12 protein-coding genes are annotated in these 11,089 nt (G+C 70.1%); all 12 read left to right on the top strand.

All coding sequences use genetic code 11. From position 1 onward, the window contains the following. Positions 1-9 precede the first annotated feature (9 nt). The 12 genes from coaBC (at position 10) to C5C17_RS09980 (ending at position 11,089) form a co-directional block, all read left to right on the top strand. A complete protein-coding gene (gene coaBC / locus C5C17_RS10035) occupies positions 10-1,227 on the top strand; it encodes a bifunctional phosphopantothenoylcysteine decarboxylase/phosphopantothenate--cysteine ligase CoaBC (protein ID WP_104253838.1) in 1,218 nt (405 codons plus the stop codon). Between the two features lie 54 nt (positions 1,228-1,281). After that, a complete protein-coding gene (gene metK, locus C5C17_RS10030; protein ID WP_104253254.1) occupies positions 1,282-2,475 on the top strand; it encodes a methionine adenosyltransferase in 1,194 nt (397 codons plus the stop codon). Between the two features lie 14 nt (positions 2,476-2,489). Further along, the gene (locus C5C17_RS10025) at positions 2,490-4,499 is read left to right on the top strand and encodes a hypothetical protein (protein WP_104253253.1); all 2,010 of its coding nucleotides are present in this window, start codon (positions 2,490-2,492) and stop codon (positions 4,497-4,499) included. A 47-nt stretch (positions 4,500-4,546) separates the two neighbouring features. Continuing rightward, on the top strand, positions 4,547-5,476 hold the full coding sequence (fmt, locus tag C5C17_RS10020; protein WP_104253252.1) for a methionyl-tRNA formyltransferase: 930 nt from the start codon (positions 4,547-4,549) through the stop codon (positions 5,474-5,476). Beyond that, entirely contained in the window at positions 5,473-6,966 is a 1,494-nt protein-coding gene (locus tag C5C17_RS10015) for an RsmB/NOP family class I SAM-dependent RNA methyltransferase (RefSeq protein ID WP_104253251.1), read from the top strand. Before fmt ends, C5C17_RS10015 begins: the two co-directional genes overlap by 4 nt. 9 nt (positions 6,967-6,975) lie before the next feature. Next, the gene (rpe, locus tag C5C17_RS10010) at positions 6,976-7,641 is read left to right on the top strand and encodes a ribulose-phosphate 3-epimerase (RefSeq protein WP_104253250.1); all 666 of its coding nucleotides are present in this window, start codon (positions 6,976-6,978) and stop codon (positions 7,639-7,641) included. 24 nt (positions 7,642-7,665) lie between these two features. After that, entirely contained in the window at positions 7,666-7,929 is a 264-nt protein-coding gene (locus C5C17_RS10005) for a phosphoribosyl-ATP diphosphatase (RefSeq protein ID WP_068484501.1), read from the top strand. Between the two features lie 142 nt (positions 7,930-8,071). Continuing rightward, positions 8,072-8,911, top strand: coding sequence for an ATP phosphoribosyltransferase (gene hisG / locus C5C17_RS10000; protein ID WP_104253249.1), 840 nt, complete (start codon positions 8,072-8,074; stop codon positions 8,909-8,911). Between the two features lie 5 nt (positions 8,912-8,916). Continuing rightward, entirely contained in the window at positions 8,917-9,720 is an 804-nt protein-coding gene (gene hisF / locus C5C17_RS09995; protein WP_104253837.1) for an imidazole glycerol phosphate synthase subunit HisF, read from the top strand. Beyond that, positions 9,717-10,106, top strand: a complete 390-nt coding sequence (gene hisI / locus C5C17_RS09990; protein ID WP_374953908.1) for a phosphoribosyl-AMP cyclohydrolase — start codon at positions 9,717-9,719, stop codon at positions 10,104-10,106. Before hisF ends, hisI begins: the two co-directional genes overlap by 4 nt. Continuing rightward, entirely contained in the window at positions 10,093-10,776 is a 684-nt protein-coding gene (locus tag C5C17_RS09985; RefSeq protein WP_181028545.1) for a Trp biosynthesis-associated membrane protein, read from the top strand. Before hisI ends, C5C17_RS09985 begins: the two co-directional genes overlap by 14 nt. Positions 10,777-10,810: 34 nt before the next feature. Further along, entirely contained in the window at positions 10,811-11,089 is a 279-nt protein-coding gene (locus C5C17_RS09980) for an HGxxPAAW family protein (protein WP_146079131.1), read from the top strand.

Here is an 11,089-nt window from a genome sequence, read left to right as displayed (position 1 = left end):
GGCCAGCCGATGCGCGTCGTCGTCGGTGTCACCGGGGGCATCGCCGCGTACAAGGCCGTTCAGGTCATCCGCGACCTCGTCCTCCTCGGTCACCACGTCGACGTCGTCCCCACGGAGTCCGCGCTGCGGTTCGTGGGGCGTCCGACCTTTGAAGCCATCTCTCGCAATCCCGTGCGGACGGACGTCTTCGACGACGTGGCCGAGGTGCGGCACGTCGCGCTGGGTCAGCAGGCCGACGTCATCGCGGTGGTCCCAGCCACCGCGAACTCCATGGCGAAGATCGCCGCGGGGCTCTCCGACGACCTCCTCGGCACGACCATCCTCGCGTCGACGGCGCCGCTCATCGTCGCCCCGGCCATGCACACCGAGATGTGGCTCAACCAGGCGACGCAGGCCAACGCCGCGCGGCTGGATGCACGCGGCGTTGTCCTCGTGGGACCTGCGGAGGGGCAGCTGACGGGCAGCGACTCGGGCCCCGGACGCCTCGCCGAGCCCAGTGAGATCGTCGCGACGATCCTGAGTGCCGGTCGCGGCGAGCGACGCCGCCGTAGGGACGCCGAACTCGCCAGCGATCTGCGAGGCAGGCGGGTCCTCATCACCGCCGGAGGCACGCGCGAGCCACTGGACCCTGTCCGGTTCATCGGCAACCGATCGAGCGGGCGGCAGGGCTTCGCGCTCGCAGGGCGGGCGCTTGCCCGTGGCGCGGAGGTCACGCTCGTCGCCGCCAACGCCGAGGTCCGTCCGCCAGAGGGTGTCAAGCTCGTGACGGTCTCGAGCGCCCAGCAGCTCGCGCAGGCCTGCGCCGAGATCGCCCCGCGACACGACGTCATCATCATGGCCGCCGCAGTTGCCGACTACCGTCCGGTCACCGTGGCGGAGGGCAAGATCAAGAAAGAGCAGGCTGGCGAGGAGCTGACGCTCACGTTCACCCGCAATCCCGACATCCTGCAGGATCTCTCAGCCGCACGCGGCAGCGAGCAGGTCATCATCGGCTTCGCCGCGGAGACGGAGACCGACGACGCCGCACTGCTCGAACTCGGTCGCGCGAAGATCGCTCGCAAGGGGTGCGACTACCTCGTCGTGAACCGGGTCGGCTGGAACCTCGGGTTCCAGTCGGACGAGAACTCGATCTTCGTGCTCTCAGCGTCCGGCGACGTTGTCTCGCGTCACACTGGCGACAAGGTGTCGGTGGCCGATGTCATCCTGGACCTGCTCGTCAACGTCTAGCCGTACCGGCCGGTCCAAACCGTCCAGCCAAAACTTCACCGCAAGGGGTTCTTCTTGTCTACGCTTCGCCTGTTCACCTCGGAGTCGGTCACCGAGGGCCACCCTGACAAGATCTGCGACCAGATCTCCGACCGCATCCTCGACGACCTCCTCGCGCAGGACCCGGCCTCTCGGGTCGCGGTGGAGACGCTCGTCACGACCGGCCAGGTGCACGTGGCGGGGGAGGTCACGACCAACGCCTACTCCGATATCGCGGGCATCGTCAGGCGCACGATCAGCGAAATCGGCTACACGTCGAGCGACGTCGGCTTCGACGGCTCCTCGTGCGGCGTCTCGATCTCCGTCGGCGAGCAGTCGCCGGAGATCGGCGAGGGCGTCACGACCTCGCTGGAGCACCGCTCTGAGAGCTCTGAGGACGCGATCGCCAAGCAGGGCGCCGGCGACCAGGGCATCATGTTCGGGTACGCGACCCGCGAGACGGAGGCGCTCATGCCGCTTCCGATCCACCTCGCGCATCAGCTCGCCCAGCAGCTCGCCGCGGTGCGCAAGTCCGGTGAGGTCGCCTATCTGCGGCCAGACGGCAAGACCCAGGTCACGGTCGGCTACGAGGGGAGCGTGCCGCGTTCCATCGAGACCGTCGTCCTCTCGACCCAGCACGACCCGGGCCTCGAGCAGGCACAGATCCGGGAGGACGTCATCGCGCACGTCGTTCGGCCCGTTCTGGAGCGGAACGGCTTCTCCGGGTCCGAGCCCACCTTCCTCGTGAACCCGTCGGGCAGCTTCATCGACGGCGGCCCCCGCGCCGATGCGGGTCTCACGGGGCGCAAGATCATCGTCGACACCTACGGCGGCATGGCCAGGCACGGGGGTGGGGCGTTCAGCGGCAAGGACCCGTCGAAGGTCGACCGCTCCGCCGCCTACGCCATGCGGTGGGTCGCGAAGAACGCTGTCGCGGCCGGGCTCGCGGATCGACTCGAGGTTCAGATCGCCTACGCGATCGGCAAGGCTGAGCCCGTTGGGCTGTACGTCGAGACGTTCGGCACCGGCGCCGTCGCCGACGACAAGATCATCGCGGCGATCCTGGCCACCTTCGACCTCCGACCCGGTGCGCTTGTCGAGGACCTCGATCTCCGTCGCCCCATCTACGCGCAGACCTCGGCGTACGGACACTTCGGACGCGAGCTGCCCGACTTCACGTGGGAGCGCACCGACCGGGCCGAGGAGCTCCGCCAAGCGGCAGGCCTCTGATCAGCCAGCTCACCATGTCCGACGACCTCCCGCGGGTCGCGCGAGTCGTCGTCGCCTCGCCCCTCCCGCAGCTCGACAGGGAACTCGAATACGAGATCCCCGTCGAGCTGCGCGAGCGGATCGGCGTCGGGATGCGCGTCGCAGTGCCCCTCCGCACCTCGAACCGCCAGCTGCAGGGCTTCGTGGTCGCCCTCGAGCGTGCGGCCGAGTACGGGGGGAAGCTCGCCACGATCACCGAGCTCGTCTCGACCGCTCGCGTGCTGACTCCCGAGATCGCTGGGCTTGCACGAGCGGTGGCGGACCGGCAGGCGGGATGCGCGGCCGATGTCCTGCGTCTGGCGATCCCGGCCAGGTCCGTGCGCGTCGAGCAGCGGTGGCTGGAGGCGCAGGCGGCTCGCCCCGACGCGAGGGACCAATCCGCCAGTGCAGTCGCCTCTGTGCTCGACGACCCAGAGGCGACGCTTGTGCCCATGTACGGCCCGGACGCGGCGGCCCTCCTCGCGAGGGGTTCGGCAGCGAGGCTCGCGATCGATGCCCCCGTCGGCGTCGACGCCGGCGTGCCCCGCTCGCTCCTCGCCCTCTCGGCCGCGGCCGCTGCGAGGGTCCGGGCGGGGGAGTCCGTCATCCTCGCCGTCCCGGACTACCGAGACGTCGAGCTCGCGCTGAAGGCCCTCGGGCGGTTCCTCGAGACGTCCCGCATCCGCCGCCTCGACACGCGGGCCAAGCCCGCCGATCGGTACGCCGCCTTCCTCGCCTGCCTCGACGACACCCCAGGCGTCGTCGTCGGGACGCGAAGCGTCATCTACGCCCCCGCGTCGCATCTCGGCGCAGTGCTCGTGTGGGACGACGGCGACGAGAGCTTCATCGAGCAGCTCGCCCCGTACGCGAGCACGCGTGACGTGGCCCTGCTGCGCGCAGAACGAGAATCCCTCACGCTCGTGTTCGCCGCGCACACACCGAGCCTGGAGGTCGCGCGTCTCGTCGGCATGCACTGGCTCACGCCCGTGCCGCTGGTTCGCCCTGAAGCCCCGAAGATCATCTCGGGGAGCCAGGCGCTCGCCGAGGAGACCCCAGCCGCGCACGCCCGCATCCCGGCCCTCGCCTGGCAGGAGGCAAGACGCGCCCTCGAGCACGGGCCCGTCCTGCTCCAGGTCGTCAGGGCCGGCTACATCCCGAGCCTCAGCTGTGCCAGGTGCCGCACGCCAGCTCGTTGCAGCGTCTGCGGCGGGGCACTCGAGTTCGCGCGCCCGTCCGCGCCACCGTCGTGCCGGGTGTGCGACGCCCTCCACCCCGAGTGGCAGTGCCCTGAGTGCGGCGACAAGCGACTTCGCAACACCTCACTCGGAGCCGAGCGGACCGCGGAGGAGCTCGGTCGTGCGTTTCCTGGCACCCGCGTGGTCGTGGCGGACGGCGCTTCGGAAACGGTGTCCATCGACGACCGCCCGTGCCTCGTCGTGGCGACACGAGGAGCCGAGCCCGTGCCCACCTCCGGGTACGCCGGGATCGTGCTGCTCGACACGGAGCGCTCTCTCGCGCAGGAGCGACTCGACGCGAGCGTGGATGCACTCCGCGGCTGGTCGAACGCCGCCGCGCTGGCGCACCCGAGCGCCAAGGTGGTCATCGTCGGAGGCGAGACGCCGGCGGCGCACGCCCTCCGCACCTGGCAGCAGCCCGAGTACGCGACTCGTGAGCTCTCCGAGCGCCGCGAGCTCCACTTCCCGCCCGCTGTGCGCGTCGTCGCGCTGACGGGAACTGACGAGGAGGTCCGTCGGGCGCTCTCGACCATCGAGGCGGTGCCTGAGCTCCAGCCGGGCGCCGCGCTGCAGGTCCTCGGGCCGACGCCGCAGGAGGTCGGGAGCAGGGTCGTGATCAAGTTCGGCTACGCGCTCGGCACGCCGCTCGCGAAGGCGCTCAAGAGCGAGCTCGTGCGTTCGGCCACCAGCAGGCGCCCGCGGGTCGCCGGTCGAGGCGGCGGCCACGCCTCGACCCTGCGCGTACGATTTGACCCGCCGGGGATCTTCTGACCCTCGTCCCAGCTCCACGTTCCACCCAACCTCGAGAGGCACCAGCTATGCGGCTCGTCTTCGCCGGCACACCCATCACCGCCGTCCCCAGCCTCGATGCGCTGGTCGACGACGGCCAAGAGATCGTGGCTGTGCTGACGCGCGACGACGCCAAGGTCGGTCGGTCCAGGGCGCTGACGCCGTCCCCGGTGGCTGCCCGCGCCCACGAGCTCGGGCTGCACGTCATCAAGAGCAACCGGATGACGCCTGAGGTGACGGCAGAGCTCACGGGGCTCGGTGCCGAGCTCGGGGTCATCGTGGCCTACGGCACCCTCATCGACGCCGCGACCCTGACGGCGCCGTCGCTCGGCTGGGTCAACCTGCATTTCTCGCTCCTCCCAGACCTCCGTGGCGCCGCCCCGGCCCAGCGCGCCGTGATGCGAGGCGACACCACCACCGGCATGACCATCTTCCAGCTCACCGCCGGACTCGACGAGGGCCCCGTCTTCGCTGTGCAGCGGTCCCCGATCGCTGAGGGAGAGACCGCTGGCGAGCTCCTCGAGCGTCTCGCGGGGGAGGGCGCGGAGTTCCTCGCCGAGACCGTCCGCGCCATCGGCTCCGGAACGCTGAGCGCCGAGCCGCAGACAGGCGAGGCGACCTTCGCACCGAAGCTCGGCAAGCACGACTCGACCATCGACTGGGCGGCTCCCCTCGACGTCGTCGACGCCCACATTCGCGGAGTCACCCCAGAGCCAGGGGCGGTGGCCCAGGTCGACGGACAACCGCTGCGCATCCTGCGCGTCGCGCGCCCGGATGGGGAGACCGACGCACTCGCCCTCAGCCCCGGCCAGCTCAGTGCGGTCGGCAGGGACGTGTTCGTGGGCACGGGAACCAGCCCGCTCCAGCTGCTCTCCGTGCAGCCGGCAGGAAAGAAGCCCATGCCTGCCAGAGACTGGCTTCGCGGTCGCCGCGACGCAGCGACGCTGGTGCTCGCATGAGCCCCGCAGGAGCTGGCGGCCGCGGTGGCAGCCCCTACCAGGGACGGCGACGACCGGATCAGCCTCCAGCTGGGCGCGGAGTGACGCGCTCACGCCAGGTGGCCTTCGAGGTGCTGAGGGCGGTCGACGAGGATGACGCCTACGCGAACCTGCTGCTTCCGCATCGCATCTCGGCGGCACGGCTCTCGCCGTCCGACGCGGGGCTCGCCACCGAGCTGACCTACGGCACGCTCCGACGCCGCGGCACCTACGACGCCATCATCGTGGAGGCGTCCGGTCGCGACATCCGCGACATCGACCCACCCCTCCTCGACGTGCTGCGCCTCGGAGCGCACCAGCTGCTCAGCATGCGCACGCCGAGCCACGCGGCGGTCAACGAATCCGTCGAGCAGGCGGCACGCATCGCGTCCCGCGGCGCCTCTGGCTTCGTGAACGCGATCCTGCGCAAGATCTCCCGCACGGATCTCGACGACTGGCTCGACCAGGTCTCCGAGGGTCTGACCGACGAACGGGCGCTCGCCGTCCGGCACTCGCATCCGGACTGGATCGTGCGCGCGCTCCGCGACGCCCTCACCGCGGAGCATCGCGGCGACGAACTCGCGGCGAGCCTCGCCGCCAACAACGAGTCGCCTGCGGTCAGCATCGTGTCCCTGCCCGGGTTCGACACGCCGGATGAACTCGTCGCGTCCAACCCCGACCTCCTGGTCTCGGGTCGCGTCTCACCGCGCGGCCTGACCCTCGCGTCGGGCGACCCCTCATGGGTGCCGCAGGTCAAGGCGGGGCGCGCCCGCGTGCAGGACGAGGGCTCGCAGCTCGTCACGCTCGCGCTGCTCGATGCCGAACCCGTGCGGCCAGGAGAGCTCTGGCTCGACATGTGCGCCGGCCCCGGCGGCAAGGCCGCCCTGCTCGCCGCCAGCGCCACCGAGCTGCAGGCGAAGCTGACAGCCAACGAGCTCGTGCCGGCGCGCGCTGGACTCGTGCGTGCCGCCCTCGCACCGCTCGCCGCCCCCGTCACCGTCACGAACGAGGACGGCCGCTCATTCGCCGACTCGCACCCGGGCACGTTCGACCGTGTCCTGCTCGACGCGCCCTGCACGGGCCTCGGCGCGCTGCGTCGCCGACCGGAGGCGCGATGGCGCAAGCAGAGCAGCGACGTGGCCGAGCTCGTCCAGCTGCAGGAGGAGCTCCTCGAAGCGGCACTCGCCGCCGTCAAGCCGGGCGGGATCGTGGCCTACGTCACCTGTTCGCCGCACCAGGCGGAGACGACAGCCGTCGTCCGCCGGGCAGTTCGGATCTCGGGCGCGGAGGTGCTGGACGCGGCCGCCATCGCGAAACGTGCGTCGAGCACTCCCGACCTCGATCTCGGCGCCCGCCCACTCGGCGACGGCACGCTCGTGCAGCTGTGGCCGCACCGCCACGGCACCGACGCGATGTTCCTCGCGCTGCTGCGTCGAGCGCCTGCCGCGAACCCCGAGAAGCAGACCCCGTAGGATCGGCCCGTGAACGCGCGCATCAACCCCAGCATCCTGGCCGCCGACTTCGCGAACTTCGAGCGTGATCTCAACCGGATCTCCACCGCCGACGCGGCACACGTCGATGTCATGGACAACCACTTCGTCCCGAACCTCACGTTCGGCCAGCCGATGGTCGAGCGCCTGCAGGAGATCACGCCGATCCCGCTCGATCTGCACCTCATGATCGAGAACCCGGACCACTGGGCGCCGCAGTTCGCCGAGATGGGGGTCTTCTCGGTGACGTTCCACGCGGAGGCTGCGACGAGCCCGGTGACGCTCGCGAGGAAGCTCAGGGAGCGCGGGGCGCGCGCTGGGATCGCCATCAACCCGGCAACCCCGTTGAGTGCCGTCGAGGAGATCCTTCCCCATTTCGACCAGCTGCTCATCATGACCGTCGAACCAGGCTTCGGCGGGCAGTCCTTCATGGCGGACATGATGCCCAAGCTCGCGAAGGCCGACGCGCTCCGGCGCTCGCACGGCCTCGAGACCTGGCTGCAGGTCGACGGCGGGATCTCCCTCGACACCATCGAGCTCGCAGCGGCGAACGGGGCAGACACGTTCGTCGCAGGATCGGCGGTCTTCCGAGGTGACCCCGGTGAGCAGATCGCCGCGCTGCGCGCCGCGGCGACGGCGGCTCCGCACGCGCACTGACCGGCAAGCGACTACGCTGTGCCTGTGAAATCCTTCGACACGCTGTTCGCAGAACTCTCCGAGAAAATCAGCTCCCGCCCCGAGGGTTCCGGGACGGTCCGAGAGTTCGACGCCGGCGTTCATACGATCGGGAAGAAGATCGTGGAGGAGGCCGCCGAGGTCTGGATGGCCGCGGAGTACGAGAGCGACGAGGAGACAGCCGAGGAGATCTCGCAGCTGCTCTACCATCTGCAGGTCCTCATGCTGGCCAAGGGCCTCACGCTCGACGACGTGTACAGCAAGCTCTAGGCAGCAGGACCCGGCCAGCGCTCCAACCAGCGTGCATGAGCCAGCGCAGCACGCGCGCGGCCGAGTCGGCGCCCCAGGTGCACACCCGGCGCCGCGAATCCACCCCCGACGCACACTTCCCAGAACCAAGGACGTTCCCACAATGCTTCGCATCGCCGTGCCAAACAAGGGCATGCTCGCCGAGACGGCCAATGAAATGCTCCAGGAGGCCGGATACCGCGGCCGCGGTGACAGCCGAGAGCTCGTCGCCATCGACCCCGTCAACGACGTCGAGTTCTTCTACCTGCGCCCGCGCGACATCGCGACGTACGTGGGGTCCGGTGTCCTCGATGCCGGCATCACCGGCCGCGACTTCCTGCTGAACACCGAGTCGGCCGCCAAGGAGGTCCGGGCGCTCGACTTCGGCGACTCGACCTTCCGTTTCGCGGGGCCCGCTGGGGAGTTCACGGACGTGAACCAGCTGCAGGGTAAGCGCGTCGCCACGAGCTACACGGGTCTTCTCGGCTCCTGGTTCGCTCGGGCAGGCATCGAAGCCGAGCTCGTGCCGTTGGAGGGCGCCGTGGAGTCGGCCATCCGCCTGGGCGTCGCCGATGCCGTGGCCGACGTCGTGTCGACCGGTGGGACGCTGCGCAAGGCCGGCCTCGAGGTCTTCGGCCCCGTGATCCTGGAGTCGACCGCAGTGCTCATCTCGACGCCCGAGAAGGAGCACGCGGCGAGGCGCCTCCTAGGCCGCCTGGACGGCGTGCTCGTCGCCCGCCGCTACGCGATCATGGACTACGACATCGAGTCCTCGAAGCTCGACGCGGCCCTCGCCATCACGCCCGGCTTCCAGTCGCCGACGATCTCACCCCTGCGCGACTCCGAGTGGGTCGCCGTGCGCTCGATGGTGCCGCAGAACGAGCTCAACCAGGTCATGGACCGGCTTCAGGACGCCGGCGCCAAGGCCATCATCGTGACGGCCCTGCAAGCCGTCCGGATGTGATCTCGATGACCGCCTCATCCTCCCCGCGGACGTCGCCCGGCCTCGCGACGCGTGTCATCCCGTGTCTGGACGTCGCAGCGGGGCGCGTGGTGAAAGGGGTGAACTTCCTCGACCTCCAGGACGCCGGTGATCCGGTCGAGCTCGCGGCCCGCTACGCAGAACAGGGCGCGGATGAGCTCACGTTCCTCGACGTCACGGCGTCGACGGAGGGGCGGGGCACAACCTACGACCTCGTCACCCGTACCGCCGAGCAGGTCTTCATCCCCCTCACCGTGGGGGGTGGTGTGCGCAGCGTCGAGGATGTGCGCGTCCTGCTGGCGTGCGGCGCTGACAAGGTGGGTGTCAACTCGGCAGCCATCGCCCGCCCCGCGCTCCTCGACGAGATCTCGTCGACCTTCGGCAACCAGGTGCTGGTACTGTCGCTGGACGTGAAACGCTCCGCGTCGACCGCGTCCGGATTCGTCGTGACGTCGCACGGAGGCCGCACGGACACGGGCATCGACGCGCTGTCCTGGGCCAGCGAGGCCATCGAACGCGGCGCGGGTGAGCTCCTCGTCAACTCGATGGACGCCGACGGGACCAAGGCCGGTTTCGATCTGGAGCTCACCAGGCTCGTCCGTGAGCTCTCTTCTGTCCCGGTCATCGCCTCAGGCGGTGCCGGTGCGCTCGAGCATTTCGCGCCCGCCGTAGAGGCGGGCGCCGACGCGGTTCTCGCGGCGAGCGTCTTCCACCACAGGCAGTTCACGATCGACGAGGTCAAGAACTCCCTCGCCGAAGCGGGGGTCACCGTGAGGAGGAGCGTCCGTTGAGCACCGCCAGCTTCCCAGTGCCGTCCGAGCAGCTTGGCCAGATCGTGGCCAGGACCTCCTTCGATGACCGCGGTCTCGTCCCCGTCATCGTCACGCAGCACGACACCCGCGAGGTGCTCATGCTCGCCTACATGAACGAGGAGTCGCTCCGCATGACGCTCACGGAGGGCCGGGTCGTGTACTGGTCCCGTTCGCGCTCCGAGCTGTGGCGCAAGGGCGACACCTCCGGCAACACGCAGCGGCTCGTGAGCTTCGCACTCGATTGCGATGCCGACACGATCCTCATCCGCGTCGACCAGCATGGTCCCGCCTGCCACACCGGCACGCGGACGTGTTTCGACGGCGACCAGCTGGCCCTGGACTTCGAAGCTCATGAGCACGCCTGACGCGGCTGGAAAGCGGAACAAGCGCACAGCGCTGATGTCGATCGTCGTCGGCGCGGGGCTGGCGATCCTCGCTTGGTCGCAGGTGTGGTTCTCCTTCGACCTCGCCCTCGGCCCGGAGAGCTACGGCGGTGAGGTCCGCGGAGACGTCGCAGCTCCCGCCGTGATGGCGCTCGCGCTCGCCGCACTCGCGGTCCTCGCCGCGCTGGCGCTGGCCGGCGTCGTCTTCCGCTACGTTCTCGGCGGCTTGCTGACGCTCGTCGGCGCCGTCCTCGTGCTGCAGTCGTTCGTCGCGGTCGGGAACCCAGCCCCGGCGATCGCGCCGGAGGTGACGGCGGCGTCCGGTCTGGCGGGGGAGCAGACGATCGCGGATGCTGTCGCGTCCGGTACGGTGACGGTCACGTTCTGGCCATGGCTCGCGGTTGTCGCGGGAGCGATCCTCATGCTCGCGGGCCTGTTCGCCATCACCACGGCTCGCAGATGGCCGACCGGAGGACGCCGCTTCACGACGACGTCGCTTGAGCCGGTGGATGCGGTTGCAGGCGGCGAGGACGAGCCGGACACGGCGCCGGCTACCGCGCCCACCGACAGCGACCGGCGGGTCGAGCAGTGGGATGCGCTCAGCCACGGGGATGACCCCACCGACACCGGCGGCACACGAGCATCCAGCTAGACTTATGCAAGCGCACGTGACAAGGAGCACCCTCATGACTGAAATGTCCGCGAAGACGTCCCACGAACCCACGAACATCGCCGAAGCCGAAGAGGTGCAGGAAGCTCCGCTGCAGGAGCCGCACGAGAGCCACGGGCACTCGGTCGCCGCCTGGACCGGCGTGCTCATCATGCTCGCGGGCTTCACCGTCGGCACCCTCGGCATCTGGTTCGATCAGGCCATCCTGACCTGGGTCGGCGTCGCCGCCGTCGCAGTCGGAGCCGTCGCCTGGCCCGTGCTCGCGCGCCTCGGCTTCGGGCCGAAGGCCCACTAG

It is taken from the genome of Pseudoclavibacter sp. RFBA6 (assembly GCF_002931575.1).
In the GTDB taxonomy this organism is placed as follows: Bacteria; Actinomycetota; Actinomycetes; order Actinomycetales; family Microbacteriaceae; genus Pseudoclavibacter; species Pseudoclavibacter terrae.
The sequence above is the reverse complement of the archived record's forward strand: the minus strand, read 5'-3'. Positions and strand labels throughout refer to the sequence as shown.

What these genes read in the sequence shown, in the direction of transcription:
- C5C17_RS10025 (WP_104253253.1), top strand. Translation starts at nt 2,490, where the DNA reads ATGTCCGACGACCTCCCGCGGGTCGCGCGAGTCGTCGTCGCCTCGCCC.
- coaBC (WP_104253838.1), top strand. Translation starts at nt 10, where the DNA reads ATGCGCGTCGTCGTCGGTGTCACCGGGGGCATCGCCGCGTACAAGGCC.
- C5C17_RS10015 (WP_104253251.1), top strand. Translation starts at nt 5,473, where the DNA reads ATGAGCCCCGCAGGAGCTGGCGGCCGCGGTGGCAGCCCCTACCAGGGA.
- C5C17_RS09985 (WP_181028545.1), top strand. Translation starts at nt 10,093, where the DNA reads ATGAGCACGCCTGACGCGGCTGGAAAGCGGAACAAGCGCACAGCGCTG.
- C5C17_RS09980 (WP_146079131.1), top strand. Translation starts at nt 10,811, where the DNA reads ATGACTGAAATGTCCGCGAAGACGTCCCACGAACCCACGAACATCGCC.
- fmt (WP_104253252.1), top strand. Translation starts at nt 4,547, where the DNA reads ATGCGGCTCGTCTTCGCCGGCACACCCATCACCGCCGTCCCCAGCCTC.
- hisF (WP_104253837.1), top strand. Translation starts at nt 8,917, where the DNA reads ATGACCGCCTCATCCTCCCCGCGGACGTCGCCCGGCCTCGCGACGCGT.
- hisG (WP_104253249.1), top strand. Translation starts at nt 8,072, where the DNA reads ATGCTTCGCATCGCCGTGCCAAACAAGGGCATGCTCGCCGAGACGGCC.